25 protein-coding genes and 1 riboswitch are annotated in these 22,378 nt (G+C 65.0%); of the genes, 16 read left to right on the forward strand and 9 right to left on the reverse strand.

Features of this window, described 5'->3' with window-relative positions; translation table 11 throughout:
* Positions 1-3: 3 nt before the first annotated feature.
* Together rpmG and CXZ10_RS03140 are read left to right on the forward strand one after the other, a co-directional pair.
* Positions 4-171, forward strand: a complete 168-nt coding sequence (gene rpmG, locus CXZ10_RS03135) for a 50S ribosomal protein L33 (RefSeq protein WP_026782960.1) — start codon at positions 4-6, stop codon at positions 169-171.
* 180 nt (positions 172-351) lie between these two features.
* Positions 352-1,596, forward strand: coding sequence for a TCR/Tet family MFS transporter (locus CXZ10_RS03140; protein WP_101287478.1), 1,245 nt, complete (start codon positions 352-354; stop codon positions 1,594-1,596).
* Between the two features lie 3 nt (positions 1,597-1,599).
* On the opposite strand, the gene CXZ10_RS03145 is transcribed toward CXZ10_RS03140, so the two are convergent.
* Entirely contained in the window at positions 1,600-2,622 is a 1,023-nt protein-coding gene (locus CXZ10_RS03145) for an EipB family protein (protein WP_180335835.1), read from the reverse strand.
* A gap of 418 nt (positions 2,623-3,040) precedes the next feature.
* Between CXZ10_RS03145 and CXZ10_RS03150 the strand changes: the two genes are divergently transcribed.
* A complete protein-coding gene (locus tag CXZ10_RS03150) occupies positions 3,041-3,505 on the forward strand; it encodes a RidA family protein (RefSeq protein ID WP_101287480.1) in 465 nt (154 codons plus the stop codon).
* A gap of 5 nt (positions 3,506-3,510) precedes the next feature.
* The gene (locus CXZ10_RS03155) at positions 3,511-4,266 is read left to right on the forward strand and encodes a glycerophosphodiester phosphodiesterase family protein (protein WP_101287481.1); all 756 of its coding nucleotides are present in this window, start codon (positions 3,511-3,513) and stop codon (positions 4,264-4,266) included.
* Positions 4,267-4,317: 51 nt separating this feature from the next.
* On the opposite strand, the gene CXZ10_RS03160 is transcribed toward CXZ10_RS03155, so the two are convergent.
* The gene (locus tag CXZ10_RS03160) at positions 4,318-5,208 is read right to left on the reverse strand and encodes an NmrA family NAD(P)-binding protein (protein WP_101287482.1); all 891 of its coding nucleotides are present in this window, start codon (positions 5,206-5,208) and stop codon (positions 4,318-4,320) included.
* A 153-nt stretch (positions 5,209-5,361) separates the two neighbouring features.
* Here CXZ10_RS03160 and CXZ10_RS03165 point away from each other — a divergent pair, with 153 nt between their 5' ends.
* Positions 5,362-5,745 carry a winged helix-turn-helix transcriptional regulator gene (locus CXZ10_RS03165; RefSeq protein ID WP_101288339.1) on the forward strand — a complete coding sequence of 128 codons (384 nt, stop codon included), beginning with the start codon at positions 5,362-5,364 and terminating at the stop codon, positions 5,743-5,745.
* Positions 5,746-5,755: 10 nt separating this feature from the next.
* Here the strand turns inward: CXZ10_RS03165 and CXZ10_RS03170 are convergent, their stop codons facing one another.
* Both CXZ10_RS03170 and CXZ10_RS03175 read right to left on the reverse strand, forming a co-directional pair.
* On the reverse strand, positions 5,756-6,181 hold the full coding sequence (locus CXZ10_RS03170; protein ID WP_101287483.1) for an HIT family protein: 426 nt from the start codon (positions 6,179-6,181) through the stop codon (positions 5,756-5,758).
* Positions 6,182-6,237: 56 nt separating this feature from the next.
* Complete coding sequence (locus tag CXZ10_RS03175) at positions 6,238-7,452, reverse strand: GNAT family N-acetyltransferase (RefSeq protein WP_101287484.1); 1,215 nt, start codon at positions 7,450-7,452, stop codon at positions 6,238-6,240.
* Positions 7,453-7,658: 206 nt separating this feature from the next.
* Between CXZ10_RS03175 and CXZ10_RS03180 the strand changes: the two genes are divergently transcribed.
* The gene (locus tag CXZ10_RS03180; protein ID WP_101287485.1) at positions 7,659-7,973 is read left to right on the forward strand and encodes a PilZ domain-containing protein; all 315 of its coding nucleotides are present in this window, start codon (positions 7,659-7,661) and stop codon (positions 7,971-7,973) included.
* A gap of 62 nt (positions 7,974-8,035) precedes the next feature.
* Here the strand turns inward: CXZ10_RS03180 and CXZ10_RS03185 are convergent, their stop codons facing one another.
* The 4 genes from CXZ10_RS03185 to folE form a co-directional block, all read right to left on the reverse strand.
* A complete protein-coding gene (locus CXZ10_RS03185) occupies positions 8,036-8,539 on the reverse strand; it encodes a DUF6803 family protein (protein ID WP_101287486.1) in 504 nt (167 codons plus the stop codon).
* An 83-nt stretch (positions 8,540-8,622) separates the two neighbouring features.
* The gene (locus tag CXZ10_RS03190) at positions 8,623-9,021 is read right to left on the reverse strand and encodes a hypothetical protein (protein ID WP_101287487.1); all 399 of its coding nucleotides are present in this window, start codon (positions 9,019-9,021) and stop codon (positions 8,623-8,625) included.
* 87 nt (positions 9,022-9,108) lie between these two features.
* Positions 9,109-9,582 (reverse strand): phosphoribosyl-AMP cyclohydrolase, encoded by a 474-nt coding sequence (hisI, locus tag CXZ10_RS03195; protein WP_101287488.1) that lies wholly within the window; start codon positions 9,580-9,582, stop codon positions 9,109-9,111.
* A gap of 7 nt (positions 9,583-9,589) precedes the next feature.
* Positions 9,590-10,204: a GTP cyclohydrolase I FolE gene (folE, locus tag CXZ10_RS03200; RefSeq protein WP_101287489.1), complete on the reverse strand. Its 615-nt coding sequence runs from the start codon at positions 10,202-10,204 to the stop codon at positions 9,590-9,592.
* A gap of 174 nt (positions 10,205-10,378) precedes the next feature.
* Here folE and CXZ10_RS03205 point away from each other — a divergent pair, with 174 nt between their 5' ends.
* Together CXZ10_RS03205 and yidD are read left to right on the forward strand one after the other, a co-directional pair.
* Positions 10,379-10,819: an iron-sulfur cluster assembly scaffold protein gene (locus CXZ10_RS03205; RefSeq protein WP_101287490.1), complete on the forward strand. Its 441-nt coding sequence runs from the start codon at positions 10,379-10,381 to the stop codon at positions 10,817-10,819.
* A gap of 73 nt (positions 10,820-10,892) precedes the next feature.
* Complete coding sequence (yidD, locus tag CXZ10_RS03210; RefSeq protein ID WP_244617083.1) at positions 10,893-11,198, forward strand: membrane protein insertion efficiency factor YidD; 306 nt, start codon at positions 10,893-10,895, stop codon at positions 11,196-11,198.
* Here yidD and CXZ10_RS03215 read toward each other — a convergent pair.
* Positions 11,190-12,587: a DHA2 family efflux MFS transporter permease subunit gene (locus tag CXZ10_RS03215; protein WP_101287492.1), complete on the reverse strand. Its 1,398-nt coding sequence runs from the start codon at positions 12,585-12,587 to the stop codon at positions 11,190-11,192. The two genes, yidD and CXZ10_RS03215, sit on opposite strands and share 9 nt — an antisense overlap.
* Positions 12,588-12,760: 173 nt before the next feature.
* A riboswitch (FMN riboswitch) is annotated at positions 12,761-12,911 on the forward strand.
* Between the two features lie 106 nt (positions 12,912-13,017).
* On the opposite strand from CXZ10_RS03215, the gene CXZ10_RS03220 reads away from it, so the two are divergent.
* The 8 genes from CXZ10_RS03220 to CXZ10_RS03255 all read left to right on the forward strand — a co-directional run bounded on the left by CXZ10_RS03220 (position 13,018) and on the right by CXZ10_RS03255 (position 22,299).
* Entirely contained in the window at positions 13,018-13,950 is a 933-nt protein-coding gene (locus tag CXZ10_RS03220; protein ID WP_101287493.1) for a DMT family transporter, read from the forward strand.
* A gap of 199 nt (positions 13,951-14,149) precedes the next feature.
* Positions 14,150-14,851 carry a phosphatidylserine decarboxylase gene (locus CXZ10_RS03225; protein WP_101287494.1) on the forward strand — a complete coding sequence of 234 codons (702 nt, stop codon included), beginning with the start codon at positions 14,150-14,152 and terminating at the stop codon, positions 14,849-14,851.
* A gap of 11 nt (positions 14,852-14,862) precedes the next feature.
* Positions 14,863-15,717, forward strand: a complete 855-nt coding sequence (gene pssA / locus CXZ10_RS03230; protein ID WP_101287495.1) for a CDP-diacylglycerol--serine O-phosphatidyltransferase — start codon at positions 14,863-14,865, stop codon at positions 15,715-15,717.
* A 73-nt stretch (positions 15,718-15,790) separates the two neighbouring features.
* Positions 15,791-16,708, forward strand: coding sequence for an allantoinase PuuE (gene puuE, locus CXZ10_RS03235; RefSeq protein ID WP_101287496.1), 918 nt, complete (start codon positions 15,791-15,793; stop codon positions 16,706-16,708).
* A 156-nt stretch (positions 16,709-16,864) separates the two neighbouring features.
* A complete protein-coding gene (locus tag CXZ10_RS03240) occupies positions 16,865-18,487 on the forward strand; it encodes a peptide ABC transporter substrate-binding protein (protein ID WP_101287497.1) in 1,623 nt (540 codons plus the stop codon).
* Positions 18,488-18,655: 168 nt separating this feature from the next.
* Positions 18,656-19,579 (forward strand): oligopeptide ABC transporter permease OppB, encoded by a 924-nt coding sequence (gene oppB / locus CXZ10_RS03245; RefSeq protein ID WP_101287498.1) that lies wholly within the window; start codon positions 18,656-18,658, stop codon positions 19,577-19,579.
* Complete coding sequence (locus CXZ10_RS03250; protein WP_101287499.1) at positions 19,572-20,705, forward strand: ABC transporter permease subunit; 1,134 nt, start codon at positions 19,572-19,574, stop codon at positions 20,703-20,705. The genes oppB and CXZ10_RS03250 overlap by 8 nt, the downstream gene beginning before the upstream one ends.
* A 1-nt stretch (position 20,706) precedes the next feature.
* Positions 20,707-22,299 carry an ABC transporter ATP-binding protein gene (locus CXZ10_RS03255; RefSeq protein WP_101287500.1) on the forward strand — a complete coding sequence of 531 codons (1,593 nt, stop codon included), beginning with the start codon at positions 20,707-20,709 and terminating at the stop codon, positions 22,297-22,299.
* Positions 22,300-22,378 lie beyond the last annotated feature (79 nt).

Below are 22,378 nucleotides of genomic sequence, written 5' to 3' on the forward strand. Positions count from 1 at the left end.
GCCATGGCCAAGGCAACGACCATCAAGATCCGGCTCGTCTCGACTGCCGACACCGGGTACTTCTACGTCACCAAGAAGAACTCGCGCACGATGACCGAGAAGATGACCAAGACCAAGTACGACCCGGTCGCGCGCAAGCACGTCGAGTTCAAGGAATCCAAGATCAAGTGATCCGGCTCGGGGCCGGATGCGCCAGAGGGCGCCCGGCCTGGACGAGGCTCCACGCAAGAGGCACCCCACGCGGGTGCCTTTTTGCATTTTGGACTTGCCGGGAACCGGCGGGCGCCACTGCGGACAGGTTCTGACACAGGGCTTTCTATAGTCGCCCTTCCCATTCCAAGGATGCCGCAGATGAGTGCCGCCGATTTGTCCGCCCCTGTCACAGCCGCCGCGGCCCGTCGGGCTACGATCTTCGCGCTGGTTGCCGTGTTTCTTGACGTGGTCGGCTTCGGCCTGATCATTCCGGTTCTGCCGCGGCTCATCGAGGAAGTGGGGCATACCGGCCTCGACGACGCGGCCCGCATCGGCGGCTGGCTGTTCGCCGTCTTCAGCCTGGCGCAGTTCGTGTTCGCGCCGCTGGCCGGCGCACTGTCCGATCGCTTCGGTCGCCGGCCGCTCTTGCTGCTGGCGATCGCCGGGCTGGCGGTGGACTATGTCGTGCAGGCGCTGGCTCCGACCGTGCTGTGGCTGTTCGTCGGCCGCCTGATCGCCGGCGTCTGCGGCTCGTCGCACGTCATCGCCGGCGCGTGTCTTGCCGACGTCAGCTCGCCGGAGAATCGCGCCCGGTCCTTCGGCCGGATGACGGCGGCATTCGGTCTCGGTTTCGTGCTGGGGCCGGCGATCGGTGGGCTGCTCGGGGAGTTCGGTACCCGCGTTCCCTTCTGGTGCGCGGCGGCGCTCGCCAGCGTCAACTTCCTGTTCGGGCTATTCGGTCTGCCGGAGACGCTCGGCCGCGGCAACCGGCGGGCGTTTCGCTGGCGCGAAGCCAACCCGCTCGGCGTGCTGGCGGTGTTCGCCCGTTACCCCGGCGTGCTGCCGTCTGCCGTGGTGCTGACGGTGTTTTTCTTCGGCACCTCGATCTACCCCGCGATTTGGCCGTTCTGGGGAATCGCCAAGTATGGCTGGTCCGGCACCACCGTCGGGCTGACGCTCGCAGCCTCCGGCCTGACGGTGGCGCTGTTGCAGGGATTCGGGACCGGACCGGCGGTTGCCCGTTGGGGCGAGCGGCGGATGGCGGCGGTCGGCCTCGCCGGCGCGGCGGCCACCTGCGTCGGTTTTGCCCTGTCGCCGACCACGGCCCTGGTCGTGGTGATGCTGGTGATCAACGCCATCGAGGGATTTGCCCACCCCATGCTGTCGGCGCTGATGTCGAAGGCGGTACCGGAGGATACCCAAGGCGCGCTGCAGGGCGGCATAACCGCTCTGATGAACCTTGCCATGTTGACCGGAGCAGTGTTCTACACTCAGGCCTTCGGCTTTTTCCTGTCACCGGCGGCACCGATCCGCAGCCCCGACGTGTCGTTCTTCATCGCCGCCGGCCTGATGCTTCTGGCCCTCGGCCTGTTTCTTCGACAGTCGAGAAGGGTGGTCGCCTGACGGTCACTTGTCGGGCTTCGTTTCCGGATCGGCTGGGGTAGCAGGCGCCTTGTCGGTCGCAGGCGGTTCGGTAGCTGCCGGCGGATTTTCCGTCGCCGGAGCCGCACTCTTCGGCGGCTCGGCGTCCTTTGTTGCGTTTTCCGGTTTGGCCGGGGTCTCGGCGGCAGGCTTGTCCTCGGCTGGCGGTGCGGCAGCCGGCAGGTCGGCGGAGGCCGGCGGTTTGGTGCAGGCCGTCTCGGGCAGGAGCTCCAGATGGACGATCTTGCCATTGAGGATGAAGTCGCCGTAGTCGAGGCGCATCTTGGAGGAAATGCCGTTCTCCCAGAGATCGAAGGAGATCGAGTAATCCGGGGGCTGGTCGCCGCCGGCCTCGCCGCCGAAATAGGAGACGGTGACCGGCCAGCGCCGGAAGTCGCCGATCGGCTTCTCGCTCTCGTCGGGCGGGATATCCCTGGGCGAGCCGATGACCGTCGATGTGTGGAAGACGTGCTGACCGCCGTCCGAACCGTCGTAGATGTCGTCGGAAAACACCGTGGTGCCTTTTTCAGCCTCGGCGATCGTCTTGAGGAGCTGGGCGGTGGGAAAGATCACCGGCTTGTCGATGGTGAACTCGGTATCCTCGGTAAGCTTCAGCTTGACCTTGACCTTGTCACCATCGCGGACGGCGGTTCCCGTGATGTCCTCGGTCTGTACCTCGTTGACGAAGGTCTGGGAGCGGAAGTCGAAGCTTTGGCCGTCGGCGCTCTCGAAGTTCCTGTTGCGGAGATCGGTCACCGCCGAGTTGCCTTCGCTGTCGCCGGTTTCCAATACGAAGCGGAAGTTGACATTGTAGCCCTGGCAGGCGTTGCCGGTGAACTCGTAGACCATGCGCCCTTTCATGTTGACGGCGAGGTCGCTCATCTGGGAGTTGCTCTCGAGAGCGAGGTCATAGGCGACGCGGTGCGGTACAAGACCGCCGGCGAGCGTCGGCTCGATCAGCACCGAAAAGGCGCAGGCAATCGTCGCCGATCGGAGAAGCGATTTCATCATTGGGTCCCCGGCGTCAAAAAATGGCTTCGTTGAGTATGAGTATATGGATAAGCCTCGCAGGATATCACCTATCCTGTCCGATAGATCCAAACTCTGAAAGGCGGCCGCGAGGAAAAAAGAGGCCGCGCGCCTTTCGGAGCGCAAGAAGTGTTGCGCGAGTGAGTGAACTGGCCGTTAACGCTGCTCAGGGCCGGGCTTCGCATTTTTGACGATGCGCGAGCTGCCTCACCCAGTCGTCTCCTCCTGCGCATCGGCTTTCGGCCGGACGAGTTGCGCTGGCTGCCGTGATGCGGCATGACTCGGCCACCCGAGCATTGGCCAACCAGGTTGAAACAACCGATCGGAAAGCGAAGGCTCACACTTGTTTGCTGGAGCGGCCTGTTTTCAAAGGGGCTTCAGTGTGGAGGTTCCCGAAATGACCAGTTCCGTCGAATCCGCGCTCATCGGCCTCGGCCTGACGCTGCCCGAGGCGATTGCCCCGGTTGCCAACTATGTGCCCTACGTCCGCACGGGCAACCTGCTGTTCGTCTCGGGGCAGATCTCCAAGACGACGGCCGGCGCGGCCGTCACCGGCAAGCTCGGCGTTGATGTCGACGTGGCCGCCGGTCAGAAGGCGGCCGAACTCTGCGCCCTCAACATCCTGGCGCAGGTGAAGGCTGCCGTCGGCGATCTCGACCGCATCGTGCGGGTCGTCCGTCTCAATGCCTTCGTCAACTCCGCCCCGGAGTTCATCGACCAGCCGCAGGTTGTCAACGGAGCGTCAAATCTCATGGCTAACGTGCTCGGCGACAAGGGAAAGCACAGCCGCACGGCCGTCGGCGTCGCCTCCCTGCCGCTCGGTGTCGCGGTGGAAATCGACGCCATCATCGAGGTTTCCTGAGGCAAATGAGTGATTTTTCCTGGCTGACCGCCCGCCCGATCGCCCACCGCGGCCTGCATGACGCCAAGGTCGGGCGGATCGAGAACACGCTTTCGGCTTTCGATGCCGCCGCGCGGGCGGGCTTTCCGATGGAGATGGATGTCCATCTCTCGGCCGATGGCGTCGTCTACGTCTTCCACGACGACGTGCTGGACCGCCTGACCACCGGCCAAGGTCCGGTTGCCGGCCGGACGATGGCCGAGCTCAAGGCCATCCCCATGGTCGGGACCGAGGACCGCATTCCGACACTGAGGGAAGTGCTCGACCTCGTCGCCGGGCGCACCGGCCTCGTCGTCGAGATCAAGAGCTACTTTGCCGAGCGTCAGCGCGACCTCGTGGAGGCGACGGCGCGCGAGCTAGCCACCTATGGCGGACCGGTGGTGGTCGAATCCTTCGACCCGCGCCAGATCCAGGATCTCGCCGAGATTGCGCCCGACCTGCCGCGCGGCATCGTCGCCGACGATGCGATGAGCGCCGAGGATTACAATCACTATCGCGTCCTGGCGCAGGAGGAGCTCGCGACGCTCTCCCATCGCTCCTGGTCGCACTTCCAATTCGTGAGCTATTGGGTGAAGCTCATCGGCAACGACGTCAGCCGAAAGGTGCGGGACGAGTGGAAATTGCCGGTGACGGCCTGGACCATCCGCAAGCCGGACGAGCGCCGGATGGCCGCGGAGTTCGGTGCCCAGCTGGTGTTCGAGGGATTCGATCCCGACGCCTGACGGGATCTCCTCCAGGAAAGCGGAAGGCGCCGTGAGCGACGCCTCCCGTTGTTACGCCGTGAGAGCAGCCCGGTTCGCCTCAAGATAGCTGGCGATCGGGCTCGGCTTGCGGCCGGTCAGCTCCTCCACCGCCCCCGACGTCTTGGCCAGAAGGCCGGCGCTGTTGGTCGCGTCCAGAGAGAGCAGCATCTCGATGACCGGCGGCGGCAGGTTGGCCGCCTTCAGCCCCGAGGCCAGTGCCTCAGGCGAGAGATGGACGACGTTGATGGGCTTGGCGAGCTTCTCCGACGCGAGGGCGGCAAGTTCCTCGATCGTCAGGGCTTCGGCGCCGGTGATCTCGTAGATGGCGCGATCGTCCTTCCACGGACGAATGAGGGCGGCAGCGGCGGCACGGGCGCAATCCTCATGGGCGACATAGGCCACCTTGGTGCCCGGCTCTTCAGACGTATACCAGGTGCCGCTCTTCAAAACCGCCGGCAGGCTCATGGCCAGGTTTTCCTGGTACCAGTTGTTGCGCAGGATGCGGTAGGGCAGGCCGCTGTCGAAGATGGCCGTCTCGGTGCCGGCATGATCGCCGGCGAAGGACAGGGGATGATTGTCGCCATGTGGGTTGGGTGCTGAAGTGTAGACAAGCCCCTTGACCCCGGCCGCCTTTGCGGCCTTCACGGCGGCCTGCTGGCCGGCAAGGCGGACGCCGATGGCGTCGGTCGAGACGATGAGTAGGCGATCGATGCCAGCGAAGGCGGCGGGCAGCGTCTCGGGCTTGTCGAAATCGACCGCCCGAACGGTTACGCCCCGCGTCGAGAGATCGGAGAGCTTGCCGGGGTCGCGGGTGCCGGCGACGAGGTCGGCAGGCGCAATGCCGAACTCGCCAAGAAGCAGATTGACCACGCTGCGGCCGAGCTTGCCGGTGGCACCGGTGACCATCAATTTCTCGCTCATGAAAGCTCCTTGATTCCGTTTCGCAACATTGTCTCTTTTTGAGATCGACCCTAAGATAGAGCGCAGGTTTGGGCGGGCAAGACGGCAGTTTGCCCTGCCTTAGTTACTTGGAGGGAACCGGTGACGGCATCAATTTCCGGCGAAGTGGACGCCATGCTCGACGGTTTTCGGCGGGCGATCGGAATCGAACCGGATTTCGACAATTGCCCGATCCGGGGCGTTCTCGACCGCATCGGCGACAAGTGGAGCACGCTGATGGTGCTGACGCTGGCGCTCAGGCCGCACCGCTTTGGCGAGCTGAAGCGCGCCATTCCCGATATTTCCCAGCGCATGCTGACGCAGACGCTGCGCGACCTTCAGCGCGACGGCTATGTGGCGAGGAAGGTGTTTCCAACCACTCCGCCGGCCGTCGAATACAGGCTCACCGATCTCGGAAGATCGCTGATGGTGCCGCTGGCTGGGCTGGTCGATTGGGCTGTCAAAACGCGCGGCGAGGTCGAGGCGGCGCGCGCCGCCTTCGACCGGGAAAACGTCTGACGGATGTCCCTTACGCGGCGAGGGCGGCCTTGAGCTTTTCGGCGTGAGCCGTGAGCAGCGCCGCATCGGCCATCTTGCCGGTGTGCGGACGGAGCGGCACGCCGAGGTAACGCGGCACGACGTGGAAATGAAGGTGGAACACGGTCTGGCCGGCCGGTGCCTCGTTGTATTGCATGATGACCGCGCCGTCGGCCTCGAAGGCCTTCACAGCCGCCTTGGCAATCTTCTGGGTGACCTTGATCACCTTGGCAAGAACGTCCGGCTCGACGTCGAGAATGTTGCGGGCCGGCGTCTTGGGGAGAATCAGCGTGTGACCGTCCGACTGCGGCATGACGTCCATGAAGGCGAGAACATCGTCGTCCTCGTAGACCTTGTAGGCCGGAATGTCGCCGCGCAGGATCTTGGCGAAGATGTTGTCGACATCGTAGGCGGTCATCGTGCTCTCCCGAGAGGAACTGTCGGAGCGCAAGGTGGTCTGTTGCGTCCGAACGGTCAATCCCGTTCCTGCAGCGGGCCGCGCCGGAAGGGGCCGAGCCCCTCGAGCTCTTCTTCCGCCCTGAGGACGGCTCGTCTTTCCCGGGCGAGAAAGTCGGCCACCGCCCGACGAAGACCTGCGTTGGCGATATAGTGGGCCGAACGGGTGGTCTCCGGCAGGTAGCCACGGGACAGCTTGTGTTCGCCCTGAGCGCCGGCCTCCACCACAGCGAGGCGATGGGCGATGGCATAGTCGATGGCCTGGTGATAGCAGACCTCGAAATGCAGGAAGGGGTGTTCCTCGATGGCGCCCCAGTTGCGGCCATAGAGCCGATCGGAGCCGATCAGGTTGAGCGCGCCGGCGATATAACGCCCGGCGCGCCGCGCCATGACCAGCAGGATACGGTCGGCCATCCTTTCGGACAGCAGGGAGAAGAAGCGACGGTTGAGATAGGGCGTGCCCCACTTGCGACCGCCGGTATCCATGTAGAAGGCGAAGAAGGCGTCCCAGTGGGCTTCGGTGAGGTCACCGCCGGTCACCCACTCGATGTCGATTCCATCCTGAAGCGCTTCCCGCCGTTCGCGTTTCAGCGCCTTGCGCTTGCGGGAGGCGAGGCGGCCGAGAAAGTCGTCGTAACTCTCGTAGCCCTCGTTCCTGAACTGGAACTGTTGGTCCAACCGTTCGAGCCATCCTTCGGCGCCGAGGGCGGCGGCACCCGGCTCGTCGACGAAGGTCACATGGGCAGATGACAGCTCGTAGCGGTCGGCGAGGAGCTTCATGCCGCGGGCCAACGCCCGGCGAGTCGCTTCGTCGGCGGCGAAGAGGCGCGGGCCACTGACCGGCGTGAAGGGTACTGACGATTGGAGCTTCGGGTAGTATCGCCCGCCGGCGCGTTCCCACGCATCGGCCCAACCATGGTCGAAGACATACTCGCCATAGGAGTGCCCCTTGAGATAAGCGGGCGCGGCCCCGATCAGACGTCCGTTCTCGTCTTCGAGCAGCAGGTGGCTCGGCAACCAGCCGGTCTCGGCCGCGGCGCATCCCGATTCCTCGCAGGCGAGAAGAAAGTCGTAGCTGACAAAGGGATTGTAGGACGAGGGCGGCCCTTCGCCGATCCAGCGGATGGCACCACGCGGCCCGGTCTCCCAGCCGGGATTGGCAAGGCCATCCCAGTCGGCCTTGGCCACGGCGGCAAGCGTGTCGGCGGTACGCAGCGAGAGCGAATGGGGCATGGATGGAAGGAGTCGTGGCCAGTAAGGGTTAGTCCCTAGGATAGACCGGACTTGGCAGACGAGGCAAATCTCCGATTTCTCAGGCCGATCGACCTTCACGGCTTCTCAGAGCGAAACCAAGCATTAACGGGAAGGGCTCTATTTAAAATTGTTGCTTTTGACGGATTTCAGACGTGCACAAAAGCCAGAAGTTGTCGAAGCGGGAAATGGCGGAGCTGATCGCCCGCTTGCGCAATCCCAATGTCCGGGTTGGGGAACAGCGCGGCGCGGACCGGCTGAACTGCCATTGGCCGGCTCTGGTGCATTCCGAGCCGCGAGACATTGCCTGCGTCGTTGAGAACATCAGCCACAGTGGTTGCCGTATTCGTACCACCGGCACGCTGTTCGCGCGGGGGGACCCGGTGGTCGTCCGCATCCCCTCCCAGAAGATGGTGCTGGACGGAGTGATTGCCTGGGCGCGCGCCGAAGAGGCCGGCATCCAGTTCAGCTTCGGCGACGAAAGCCACAACCTGACGGTCTGACACGAGCCGAGCGGTGGAATCCGGCAGCGGACATTGGTTGCCCGCCACCGGTCAGTTGGTCGTCAGTGTACCATGCCGGGCATGGCCGCCATCGGGTCGGCGCCGGTCAACAGCGTCGGGTCGAGCATGCCGAAGATCATCGCCACATGGGCGACGATCAGGAACAGCGCCACGAAGCCGGCGTGCAGGCCGAGCCTTGCCTCGGGGCGGCGATCCTTCCAGAGAAGGCCGAGATCGATCAGGGCGATGCCGCCGAGCGGGATGACGCCGGCAAGATAGAATCCGACGGCGATCACGTCCGCCGGGCCGCGCCAGGCGCCGCCGCTGGTCAGCGGCACCACGGCGGTGAAGAACAGATAGAGGAACACGCCCAGGAAATAGATGCCGGCGATCGATCCGGCGATCCGGCTCACCTGCCGCACCGCGCCGTCGAGGCGGCGCGTGTAGAGCAGGTAGAGCTCGGCGATGGCGATGGTCTCGGCGAGAATCACCGGGACCGCCATGAAGATGATGAGGTTCCACGGCTGGTTGGCGGCCAGCAGTTCCATGTAGTGGGTCATGGGCATGATCGTCTGTCTCCGTGCGGCAGGCGCGGCGCTCCGGCCGGCGGCTGCGGCAATGCTGAATGATGTGTTCGTTCGGAGGGCGATCAGGCGCGGGGCGGCGGCGTCGGCGGCGCCGCGGACATGGCAGACAGGCGCTTGGCAACAGACGGCGCGCCGGCGGAGAACTCGGCCGTAAAGTGCGGCGCCGCGACGGCGGCGTTGAACAGGCCGGCGCAGGCGGCAGGGCAGGTGCATCCGGCGAGCTTGGCATGACTGTGACCGGTCTGGTCGCTGTCGGCGCAGGTGTTGACGTCAGCAGAAGCAAGCCAGGCCACGGCACCGTGGGCTGCGGCAACCGGTGCAGGCGTGGCAGTTGGTTGCTGCGCCGTCGCCTGGACTGAGGTCGCCATCGGATGTCCCATGCTGCCATGCTCATGCGCGGAGGCCGCCGACATCAAGGCCAGCGTGAGTAGCGCGAGGAAGGCGAGGAGCCGGCGGATCATGCCATCATAATGCTTGAGTGACGAGTGCAGGATTATTGACGGCGGCGGGACCCACCGTCAACCACGGGAAAATGCGGCAGGCCCTCGTCAGTGCTTGTGGCCGTAGACTTCCGCCGGATCGAAGCGGCGCTCGCCGCCGACCTGTTCGAGCCGCACCGGACCCTCCGCCGCCTTCTGGCCGAGCGGCGCGCGCCGGTAGAAGCAGGACACCTGTCCGGTGTGGCAGGTGGCGCCCGCGCCTTCAACCCGCACGCGCAGTACCAGCGCGTCCTGGTCGCAGTCGGTGAGCAACTCCACCACCTTCTGCACGTTGCCCGAGGTGGCGCCCTTGTGCCAGAGTTCGCCGCGCGACCGGCTCCAGTACCAGCCTTCGCCGGTTTCGATGGTCAGCGCCAGGCTCTCGGCGTTCATGTAGGCGACCATCAGCACCTGGCCGCTGTCGGCGTCGACGGTGACGCAGGCGATCGTACCATCCGGTCCGAAGCGCGGGGTCAGCACGTCGCCGGCCTCGAGCGCGGCCTTGTCGCCGGCGGGCGGGAACAGTTTGGTCTCGGACGTCATCTCGGGATCACTTGCCTTCGCCGCGCACCATCATCATGAAGCGGGCCTGTTCGGTGGGGTCGGTCTTGAAGCAGCCGGTGAAGCGCGCGGTCACCGTCGAGGCGCCCGGCTTCTGGACGCCGCGCATGGCCATGCAGAGATGCTCGGCTTCGATCAGCACGGCGGCGCCGCGTGGCTTCAGCACCTTGTCGATGGCGTTGCTGACCTGGGCCGTCATAGTCTCCTGCGTCTGCAACCGCCGCGCATACATTTCGACGATGCGGGCGAGCTTGGACAGGCCGACGACACCGGTGGTGGGATAATAGGCGATATGGGCCTTGCCGATGAAAGGCACCATGTGGTGCTCGCAGTGGGAATAGAAGGGAATGTCGCGCACGAGGATCAGTTCCTCGTAGCCGGCCACCTCGGAGAAGATGCGGTCGAGCACTTCCTCATCGGTCTGGCCATAACCGGAGAAAAGCTCGGCATAAGCCTTTACCACGCGCTTCGGTGTGTCGAGCAACCCCTCGCGATCAGGGTCTTCCCCGGCATAGGCGATCAGCGTCCGCACGGCGGCCTCGGCTTCCTCGCGGCTGGGACGGCGGGTCTTGCGAGCGCCGGCGGTGAAGATGGCATCGTCCATGCTTGGTCCTTCCTGGGGCCGAGGTGCCTCGATCGGCGGCGCCACGACAGTCCGGCGTGTACCGCGCTTGGCGGTATGGCCGTCTCAGGCCTATATACGCGCCAGGAACTCGAGTTCAAAGTGGTTGGCGTCGAGCGGGAACGATATGCCCGACGGCCTGCCTTAGGTGTCAGCATGCTCGATGAGATCTATAACGCCCGCATCCTCGATCTGGCCGGCAATATTGGCCGCATCGGCCGGCTCGCCGCGCCGGACGCCACGGCGACCCGCCATTCCCGCCTCTGCGGCTCGCAGATCACGGTGGATCTTCGCATGGAAGGCGACGTCGTCGCCGATTATGCCCATGAGGTAAAGGCCTGCGCACTGGGGCAGGCGGCGGCAGCGGTGATGGCGAGACATGTCGTCGGCGCCACGGCGACAGAGCTCAGACAGGCCCGCGACGACATGTTCGCCATGCTGAAGGAAGGCGCCGCGCCGCCGGCCGGGCGCTTTGCCGAGATCAGCTGCCTCGAGCCGGTCCGTGACTTCAAGGCGCGGCATACGTCGACAATGCTGGTGTTCGAGGCGGTCGTCGCCTGCCTCGACGATATCGCGGCGGCGCGTGCCACCGGCTGAGGGGCAGGGCATGTGCAGTTGCGGGCAGCGGCATGCGGATATGGTCTGTTCAAGTTCCGGTCCTCGGGGATCGATGCCGGGGCGGATCATTGGCCATGCGCTGATCCGTGCCTACCAGTTGCTCCTGTCGCCGCTGATGGGGCGGCAATGCCGCCATCTACCCACCTGCTCCAGCTATACCGATGAGGCCATTGGCCGTTTCGGCTTGTGGGCCGGCGGTTGGATGGGGCTTGCCCGCATTCTCCGCTGCAATCCCTGGGGCTCTTCGGGCTTCGATCCGGTGCCGGAGACGATCGATCCGGCCTATCGCTGGTGGCGACCCTGGACCGGCGCGCGCTGGACCGGCGCCCATATCGATCCTGCAACCAGGCTAGACTGACGGCTCGCCCGCCGCCTCGGCGCGATGGCCGGAGACCTCCGAGCCGGCGTTCGGCGACATACGCGCATAGATCGGGATGCAGAGAAGGCCGATCACCGCCAGCGCCAGAAAGGCCGGCACGAAGTCGCCCGGCAGTACCGCCATGTCGCCACGGATGGAGCGGGTGACTTCGAGGGCGGCGGCGCCGACCGCCACACCCAGCGCCGCCGAGATCTGCTGGCCGACCGAGGAAATCGACGTGGCGTGGCTCATCCGCCGATTGTCGATCTCGGCAAAGGCGAGGCCATTGAGGGCGGTGAACTGCAGGGAACGGAAGAACCCGCCGATCAGCAGCACGGCGAAGATGGCGGCATGGGACGTATCCTTGGTGAAGGAGATGATGGCCAGCAGGAAGGCGGTGGTGAACAGCGTGTTGGCCATCAGCACCATGCGGAAGCCCCAGGCGCGAAGGATGCGCGGCGCCGTGAACTTCATCAGCACGGCGCCGGCGGCGGTGGCGAAGGTGAGCATGCCGCTCTCGAAGGGCGACATGCCAAAGCCCAGTTGCAGAAGGAGCGGCAGCAGAAAGGGAATGGCGCCGACGCCGATGCGGAACAGCAGGCCGCCGAGCACCGAGACGCGGAAGGTCGGCAGGCGGAAGAGGGTAAGGTCCATCAGCGGTTCGGGCGTCCGCAGGGCGTGGCGGGCGTAGGCGTAGAGTGCGGCAGCGCCAAGCAGGACGAGGGCGATGTCGATCCACGGCGGCAGCACGCCGATGCCGCTCGCCGCGATGCCGAACACGAAGCCGGCGAGCCCGACTCCCGACAGCAGGAAGCCGCGTGTGTCGAGGGGCGGCAGGTTCTCTTCCTTGTAGTTCTTGATGTAGATGCTGACCAGGACGAGGCCGACGATGCTGATGGGGATGTTGATCCAGAAGATCCAGCGCCATTCGAAATAGGTGGTGATGAAGCCGCCGAGCGGCGGCCCGAGCACCGGGCCGATCATTGCCGGTACCGTCAGCCAGCTCATGGCGCGCAGATAGTCGGACTTCCTGACCGAGCGCAGCATCACCAGCCGGCCCACCGGCACCATCATGGCGCCGCCGGCTCCCTGCACGATGCGGGCGGCGACGAAGCCTTCGAGCGACGACGAAAGACCGCAGAAGACCGATCCCGTCACGAAGACCAGGATGGCGAGACGGAAGACGGTGCGGGCGCCGAAGCGGTCGGCCATCCAGCCGGAAATCGGCAGGAAGACGGCGACCGAGATCAGGTAGCTGGTGAAGGCGAGCTTCAGGGAAATCGGGTCGACCCCGAGGTCGATGGCGATCTGTGGCAGCGAGGTGGAGACGACCGAACTGTCCAGATTCTCCATGAACAGCGCGCAGGCGACAATCAGCGGAATGAGCATGGCTTTCTCGTGTTTCGTCCGGTTTATGGCGGAAGCGGAAACCGGGGTCGAGAGCAGGACGATCACATGTCGGAGAACATGACTGTCATGCGCGCGGAAACGGTGTGTCGCCTTTGATTTCCAGGGCTTCCTACAGTAATGTCCGGTCTGCCGAGGTGGTTCCCCACACCGGCGACCATTCTCGGGGCGGGGCGAAATTCCCCACCGGCGGTAATGGTGGCGCGAGCCGCCTAGCCCGCGAGCGCTTCGGCCTCACGGCCGGAGGTCAGCAGATCCGGTTGGATTCCGGAGCCGACGGTACAGTCCGGATGAAAGAGAAGGGTGTGCTGAAACTCCCGTTCGCGACCGGCCCCAGCCGTTCGCGATCGATTGTCTTCATGACCCGATCGCCCTGATTCCGCGTCGTTCCTTTGTCTGAAGGACCCGTACCTTGAATCAGAGCCCGAACCAGACCCGGTCGTTTCCCGTGCTCGGAGCGGCCTACATGGTATCCGCCGGCGTCATCTTCGCCGCCATCAACGTGCTCACCCAGTGGGTGACCGGCACCTATCATTTCTCCTCGCAGGCGCTCGCCTTCTGGCAGTACGGCCTCTCCCTGGTCTTCTTCCTGCCCACGCTGTTGAAGCTCGGCGCCGGAGCCTTCCGCACCGCTCATCCGGTGGCCCATGTCGTCCGCGTGGTGTTCGCGACGCTGGGCGTGCAGTTCTTCGTCGGCGCCCTGGCGGCTGGCGTGCCGATTGCCCAGGTGGTGGCGATCGACATGACTTCGCCGTTTATCGTGATCGTGGCGGCCCGGCTCATTCTCGGCGAGCGCATCGGCCCGCACCGGGCGCTTGCCACAACCGTCGGCTTCGTCGGCGGCATGCTGATCCTGGCGCCCTGGTCGGACAGCTTCTCGGTCTACAGTCTGCTGCCGCTCGGGGCGGCGGCGATGTGGGCGGGGTCTTCGGTGATGACCAAGCAGTTGGCCGCCGTCGAGCGGCCGGAGTCGGTGACCATCTATCTTCTGGCGCTGCTCACGCCGATCAACGCCGCCTTCCTGTTGACTTCGACCGGTTTTGACGTCGGCTCCGCCTTTGCCTTGCCGGGCGGCACGGTTCTCTGGGTCGTGCTGGCGCTCGCCGCGCTGACCGCTGCGGCGCAGTATCTCCTGACGCTCGCCTATGCGCGCGCCGACGCCTCCTATCTCCAGACCTTCGACAACGTGCGCCTGCCGCTCAACACGCTGGCCGGCTGGCTGGTGTTTGCCTATGCGCCCGACGGCTATCTCTGGATCGGCGCCCTGATGATCGTCGGCGCGTCGCTCTATCTGCTGCGCACCGAGGCGGGAAAGCGCATCGACAACGAGCCCGTACCGGCCTGAGCTGACGGCGGGTGGAAAGCGCCCGTCTTCCAATTTGATCCATATGGCCGGCGGGGCAGAGTTCCGCCGGCCGCCTTTTTATTGAAAGCGGTGTGAACAACCGGCGCGCGGCGGCGACCGGCTTTGCATGTGTCGCTCTTTCGTGCGAAAAGTCCGTTTCTCTCAGCGGGGTTGCCCCGCGTTCTACGGACTAAACAACATGTCGGTGCTGAAGTCGATCCAGAACGCCGTGCCGCCGATTCACCCGGAAGGGCACAAGTTCATCCTCGTTTTCCTGGCAGGAACGGTGCTTCTTGGCTGGCTGTTCGAGCCGCTGTTCTGGATCGGGTTGGCGCTCACCATCTGGTGCGCCCTGTTCTTCCGCGATCCGGTGCGGGTGACGCCGGTATCTAGTTCGCTGGTCGTTTCGCCGGCCGACGGCCGCATCTCCGCCGTGGGTCTTGCCGTGCCGCCGCGCGAACTCGGCCTTGGCCCGGAGCCGCTGCTTCGGATCTGCGTGTTCATGAACGTGTTCGACGTGCACGTGAACCGCGCGCCGGTGACCGGCCGGGTCGTGCGCATCGCCTACAAGGCCGGCAAGTTCATCAACGCCGAACTCGACAAGGCGAGTGAGGACAACGAACGCAACGGCCTTGTCATCGAGCGGCCGGATGGTCGCGTCGTCGGCGTGGTGCAGATCGCCGGCCTGATCGCCCGCCGCATCGTCTCGTTCACGCGGGAGGGCGAGGGGCTCACCGTCGGCGACCGCTTCGGCCTCATCCGTTTCGGCTCGCGCGTCGATGTCTACCTTCCGGCAACGGCGACGGCGCTCGTCTCCGAGGGGGCGCGGGCGATCGCCGGCGAGACGGTGCTCGCCGATATCGACGGCACCACCAAGACGCCTTTCGTGCGCGTGGCCTGAGGCGGACGGCGATGCCCGGACTCTTCCCGCCGTTCGATCCCGAGCCGGAGGCCGCCGAGCGCCCCGGGCGGCTCCGTCGCATTCCGATCCGCAGCGTCATCCCCAACCTCGTGACGCTGCTGTCGCTCTGCGCCGGACTGACGTCGATCCGCATGGGCTTTGAAGGTCGCGTGGACATGGCGGTCTACGCCATTCTGGTCGCCGCCGTGCTGGACGGGCTCGACGGCCGGCTCGCCCGCTATCTGCGCGTCACCTCCAAGTTCGGCGCCGAGCTTGATTCCCTCAGCGACTTCCTGAGCTTCGGCGTGGCACCGCCGCTGTTGCTGTTCGTGTGGAACTTCCACGATATCAACTCCTTCGGCTGGGTGGCGGTGGTGCTGTTCGCCATTGCCGGCGCTCTGCGGCTTGCCCGTTTCAACACCATGCTGGGTGAGGACAAGCCGGCCTGGCAGTCCAACTTCTTCACGGGCGTGCCGATCCCGGCTGGTGCGCTGGCCGTGCTGCTGCCGATCTACGTCGATCGCGTCGGCATCGACGTACCCCAGGCAGCCGCGCCGGCGGTCGTCGCCTACGTGGTGCTGATCGCGGCGCTGATGGTCAGCCGCGTGCCGACCTTCTCGGGCAAGAAATATGGCGGCATCCAGCGGGAATGGGTGGTGCCGATCCTGATCGGCGTCGTCATCCTGGCCATGCTTCTGGTCAGCTACCCGTTCCATGTGCTCAGCATTCTGACGATCCTCTATCTCGCCTACATTCCATTCGGCTGGCGCGCCTGGAACCGGCTGGCGCGCGCCCACGGCGCCAAGGAAGACGAGCTGACGCTGGATGTCGGCGGTCCCTTTCCCGACGACGAGACCACGCCCTGAGCCGGCCTTGCGGCCGATCGGGCTTTCCGCCCCCCGACGCCGACCGCCCGGCAACCTGACGAGGTGACGCGACATGATCGACAAGACCTATCCCCGCGACATGGTCGGTTACGGCCGCAATCCTCCCGACGCCGCCTGGCCGGATGGCGCGCATGTCGCGGTTCAGTTCGTCGTCAACTACGAGGAGGGCGGCGAGAACTGCATCCTGCACGGCGATGCCGCCTCGGAGGCCTTCCTGTCGGAGATCGTCGGCGCCCAGCCGTGGCCCGGCCAGCGGCACGCCAACATGGAGTCGATCTATGAGTACGGCTCGCGCGCCGGCTTCTGGCGGCTGCACCGCCTGTTCACCTCGCGCGCCGTCCCTGTGACGGTCTATGGGGTCGCCACGGCGCTCGCCCGCAATCCCGACGTGGTGGCGGCCATGAAGGAGGCCGACTGGGAGATCGCCAGCCACGGCCTCAAGTGGATCGACTACAAGGACTATACCAAGGAGGCCGAACGCGAGCACATGCTCGAGGCGATCCGCATCCACGAGGAGGTCACGGGGTCGCGACCGCTCGGCTGGTATACCGGCCGCGCCTCGATCCATTCGACGGAGCTGGCGATGGAGGAGGGCGGCTTCCTCTATTCATCGGACTCCTATGCTGACGATCTGCCCTACTGGATCGACGGTCCCAACGGACCGCACCTCATCATTCCGTATACGCTCGACACCAACGATATGCGGTTTGCGACAAATCAAGGCTTCAACTCGGGTGATCAGTTCTACACCTACCTCAAGGACGCGTTCGACGTCCTCTATGAGGAAGGCCGGAACGGCAGTCCGAAAATGCTGAACGTCGGCTTGCACTGCCGCCTCGTCGGGCGGCCGGCGCGCCTTGCCGCGCTTCAGCGCTTTCTGGACTACGTCTTGTCGCATGATAAGGTCTGGATACCGCGCCGGATCGATATCGCCTGGCACTGGATCGCCCAGCACAGGCCCGGCGGCTGAGGGCAGATAAGAAGAAGAAAGAGAACAACGACCGGCGCCGTCCGGCATTACTGATGCCTTTGGACCACTGGCAAGCAAACCGGCAACAATGAATCCCTTTGACGATCGGCGGCAAGGCGCCCGGTCGCCATCACCACAGGCAGGAGGCTCTAGAACATGAACAACACCCCCCGCGTATTTCGCGCATTGTCGGCGACGCTGATCGCCGGCTCGATGCTCGCCGTTCTCGCGACGCCGTCGCTCGCCGAAGTCGTCATCAGGCGCGGCAACGGTGGTGATCCCCAGACCCTCGATCAGGCGCATATCTCGATCGACGTGGAAGGCTTCATCGTTCGCGACATGTTCGAGGGGCTGACCATCTTCGATCCGCACGGCAAGGTGATCCCCGGCGTGGCCGAGAGCTGGACGCTTTCGGACGACGGTCTGGTCTATACCTTCAAGCTGCGCGAGGCCGCCAAGTGGACGGATGGCACGCCGGTGACCGCCGACGATTTCGTGTTCGCCTACCGCCGGATGGAGAGCCCGAGTGAAGCGGCCGAGTACGCCAACATCCTCTATCCGATCAAGAATGCCGAAGCGATCAATACCGGCAAGGAAGTCGACGGCAAGAAGCTGCCGATCGAAGCGCTGGGCGTGAAGGCGATCGATCCCAAGACCCTGGAGATCACCCTCGAACGGCCGACCCCCTATTTCATCGAGCTGCTCGCGCACTATTCGGCGCTGCCGGTGCCGAAGTGGGCCATCGAGAAGTTCGGCGGCGACTGGATCAAGCCGGGCAACATCGTTTGCAACGGCGCCTACTGCTTGACCGAGAACGTTCCCAACGATCACATCACCGCGGTGAAGAATCCCAACTATTGGGATGTGGCCAACGTCAAGATCGACAAGATCATCTACAACCCGTCCGAAGACCAGGCGACCACCGAGCGCATGTTTGAGGCCGGCGAGCTGGACCTCGTCTATAACTTCCAGGCCGACCAGAAGAAATTCCTCGAGGAGAAGCTCGGCAAGGACCAGGTCCTGGCCTTCTCCGATCTCGCGTCCTACTATTACGTGTTCGACAGCCGCAAGCCGCCGTTCGACGACGCCCGCGTCCGTCAGGCCTTCTCCATGGCCGTCGATCGCGAGTTCCTGTCGGAGAAGATCTATTCCGGCACGCAGATGCCGGCCTACTCCTTCGTGCCGCCGGGCATTCCGGGCTACGAGGCGGCGACCGTCACCTGGGCCGACATGGACCAGCTCGACCGCGAGGACAAGGCCAAGGAACTGCTCAAGGAGGCCGGCTATGGCGAGGGTGGCAAGCCGCTCAAGATCGATATCCGCTTCAACACCAATGACAACCACAAGAAGGTGGCGACAGCCATTGCCGACATGTGGAAGGCGATCGGCGCCGAGGTGACCATCCAGAATCTCGACATCAAGTCGCACTACGCCTACATGCAGGAAGGCGGCGCCTTCGATGCGGCGCGCGCCGGCTGGACGGCCGACTACGCCGATCCGGAAAACTTCCTGAACCTCCTCATCTCGACCAATACCACCTTCAACTACGGTCATTGGAAGAACGAGAAGTTCGACGAGCTGATGAAGGCGTCCTACGAGGAGCGCGATCCTGCCAAGCGCATGCAGATCCTGCATGATGCCGAGCGCATTGCCATGGACGAGCACGCCCTTGCTCCGCTGATGGTCCATGCGTCGACCTGGCTCGTGTCCAACAAGGTGCAGGGCTTCGCGCCCAATCCGCAGAACGAGCATCTGACCAAGTTCCTCTCCTTCAAGTAAGGGTGCGGCTTGCTCCCCTCTCCCGGAACCCGGGGGAGGGGCGGCATTGGAACGCGGGCGCTTCCCGAATGCGGGGGGCGCCGTCCGTCGGCCCTTGAGGCGTCCGTCTAGGATGTCCGGTCGGCGCGCCGTTCTCGCCTTTCCTGACCATCCAACGGGGACGGGTCCATGCTACGTTTTGTCCTGCGACGGCTGATGTCGGCGGTGCCGACCATCTTCATCGTCGTTACGTTATCCTTCTTCCTGATGCGTGTCGCCCCTGGCGGTCCGTTCAACCTTGAACGCCCGCTGGAGCCGCAGGTTCTCGAAAACCTCAAGCGCGCCTTCCTGCTCGACCGTCCGCTGGTGGTGCAATACGGCCACTATCTGTGGAACCTGGTGCACGGCGACCTTGGCCCCAGCTTCGTCTTCCGCGACTTCACCGTGGCGGAGCTGATCACCAAGAGTCTTCCCTATTCCATGACACTCGGCGCCTGGGCGCTTTTTGTCGCGCTCGTTGGCGGCGTGACCATCGGCTCCTACGCGGCGCTCCGGCAGAACTCGCTGGTCGACTATGCCGTGATGAGCGTCGCGAGCTTCGGCATTACCGTTCCGAACTTCGTGTTGGCGCCGATCCTGTCCTTCGTCTTCGCCGTGGTGCTGCGCTGGCTGCCGGCCGGCGGCTGGGGCGACGGCGGTCCTACCCATCTGCTGCTGCCGGTGATCTCGCTGGCGCTGCCGCAGCTTGCGATCTTTGCGCGCATCACCCGCGGCTCGATGATCGAGACGCTTCGCGCCGATCACATCCGCACCGCTCGCGCCTATGGTCTGCCGACCCGCGTGGTGGTGATCGTTCACGCCATGCGTGCCGCGCTGGTGCCGGTGGTCAGCTATCTCGGTCCGGTCGCCGCGGCGGTGCTGACCGGCTCGGTGGTGGTCGAGACGGTCTACTCGCTGCCCGGCGTCGGTCGCTACTTCGTCCTCGGAGCCCTCAACCGCGACTACACGCTGGTCATGGGCACCGTCGTGCTGATCTCGGTGTTCATCGTCGTGTTCAATCTCATGGTCGACATTCTCTACGCCGTTCTCGATCCGAGGGTCCGTTATGACTGATATGACGCAAGTCCTCGCAGAACCGGCGGCCGCCGTGCGCGGCACCAGCCTGTGGGCCATGGCCCGTCACCGCTTCCTGCGCAACAAGGCGGCCATGGCCAGCCTGTTCGTGCTGGTGATCGTGGCGGTGTTCAGCTTCGCCGGCACCTGGGTCTACCCGCACACCTATGACCAGATCTTCCCGTCCTATGTCGCGGTGCCGCCGTCGCTCGATCCCTATCCGCGCGAGGATACGCTGCAGCAGGTGATGCAGACGGCGGTGGAGCGGGCGCGCCTCAAGCTCGACGCCTTCGATGCCGATGGTACGAGCTACACGGCGCGCATCAGCTCCGAAAAGCCGGTGGACCCGCGCGCCACGCGCTATCTCGACAGGCCCGACGAGTTCGACGGCGCCGAGATCATATCGACGCTCAACGACGGCAAGACCGTCGAGGTGAAGGGCAGGATCAACGGGCAGTATTTCCCGTTTGGGACCGACCGCAACGGCCGCGACCTCGTGCCGCGCATCATGGTCGGCGGGCAGGTGTCGCTTACCGTCGGCTTGCTTGCCACCTTCGTGTCGCTGATCATCGGCGTCACCTATGGCGCCGTGTCGGGCTACGTCGGCGGCCGCGTCGACAACGTGATGATGCGCTTCGTCGAAATCCTCTACTCGCTGCCGTTCATGTTCTTCGTGATCATGCTCGTCGTGTTCTTCGGCCGGCATTTCGTGCTGATCTTCGCGGCGATCGGCGCCATCGAATGGCTGGACATGGCGCGTATCGTCCGCGGACAGACGCTGTCGCTGAAACGACGGGAGTTCGTCGAGGCGGCGCATGCCATGGGGCTTTCCAACTGGCAGATCATCCGCCGGCACGTCATCCCCAACACCATCGGCCCCGTCGTGGTGTTCGTGACGGTGCTGGTGCCGAAGGTCATCCTGCTCGAGAGTTTCCTGAGCTTCCTGGGCCTCGGCGTTCAGGAACCGATGACCTCCTGGGGATCGCTGATCGCCGAGGGCACCACGGGCATGCAGGCGGTGCCGTGGCTGCTCATCTACCCGGCCATCTTCTTCGTGGTGACGCTGTTCGCCCTCAACTTCATCGGCGACGGCCTGCGCGACGCCCTTGATCCGAAGGACCGCTGACATGGCCGATACGCTTCTCGATATCCGCGGGCTCAACGTCCGCTTTTCGACGCCGGCCGGTGACATTCACGCGGTGAAGGGCATCGACCTCCAGGTGAGCAAGGGCGAAACGCTGGCCATCGTCGGCGAAAGCGGCTCGGGCAAGAGCCAGACCATGATGGCGGTCATGGGCTTGCTCGCCGCCAACGGCCGCGCCGAAGGCTCGGCCAAGTTCCAGGGCGAGGAGATGATCGGCCTGCCGCTCGGCAAGCTGAACCGAATCCGCGGCGCCAAGATCACCATGATCTTCCAGGAGCCGATGACCTCGCTCGATCCGCTCTACAAGATCGGCAAGCAGCTCGCCGAGCCGATGATGCGCCACCGCGGCCTCTCGGCCAAGGCGGCGCGGGCGAGAGCGATCGAGCTCCTGAAGCTCGTCAAGATCCCCGACCCGGAACGGCGCGTCGACAGCTATCCTTACGAGATGTCGGGCGGCCAGCGTCAGCGCGTGATGATCGCCATGGCGCTCGCCAACGATCCGGAGCTGCTGATCGCCGACGAGCCGACCACGGCCCTCGACGTGACGATCCAGGCGCAGATCCTGGAGCTGCTCGCCGAGCTGAAGCAGCGGATCGGCCTTGCCATCGTGTTCATCAGCCACGACCTCGGCATCGTCAGGCGATTCTCCGATCGGGTCGCGGTGATGCGGACCGGTGAGGTGGTGGAGAGTGGGCCGGTGGCCGACATCTTCGCCAACCCGCAGCATCCCTACACCAAGATGCTGCTCGCCGCCGAGCCGACCGGCCGCAAGGCGCCGCCGGCCGACAACGCGCCGGTGCTGCTGGAAGGCCGGGACGTCGACGTGCGTTTCACCATGGGCGGCGGTTTCCTCAGCGGCAAGAAGCTCGACATTCACGCCGTGGATCATGTCGACATCCGCCTCAAGGAAGGCCAGACGATCGGCATCGTCGGCGAGAGCGGCTCCGGCAAGTCGACGCTTGGGCGTGCGCTCCTGCGTCTCAACCACGGCACCGGCGCCATCCGCTTCGGCAGCGACGATATTTCCGAGGCGAGCCGCGAGGAGATGCGCCGCCACCGCCGGCAGATGCAGCTTGTCTTCCAGGATCCCTTCGGTTCGCTCAGCCCGCGCATGACCGCCGGCCAGATCGTCACCGAGGGCCTCTTGGTCCACGAGCCGCAGCTCAGCAAGTCGGACCGCGACCTCCGCGCCATCAAGGCCTTCATGGAAGTCGGCCTCGACCCGGCGACGCGGAACCGCTATCCGCACGAGTTCTCGGGCGGTCAGCGCCAGCGCATCGCCATCGCCCGCGCCATCATTCTGAAGCCGCAGGTGGTGGTGCTGGACGAGCCGACTTCGGCACTCGATCGTTCGGTGCAGAAGCAGATCGTCGAGCTGTTGCGCGACCTGCAGGCCAAGCACGACCTCAGCTATCTGTTCATCAGCCACGACCTCGCGGTGGTCAGGGCGCTGTCGGACTACATCGTCGTGATGAAGGGCGGCAAGATCGTCGAGGAAGGGGCGACCGACCAGATCTTCGACGCGCCGCGCGAGACCTATACCCGCGAGCTGATGGCCGCCGCCTTCGGCAAGTGAGGGGCTGCGCATATCCTCAGAATCAGCAAGGCCGGGCTCAGTGCCCGGCCTTTTCGTTCTGGCGATTGCTTCTTTTGGT

Origin of the sequence: Pleomorphomonas diazotrophica (assembly GCF_002844595.1) — a bacterium.
In the GTDB taxonomy this organism is placed as follows: domain Bacteria; phylum Pseudomonadota; class Alphaproteobacteria; order Rhizobiales; family Pleomorphomonadaceae; genus Pleomorphomonas; species Pleomorphomonas diazotrophica.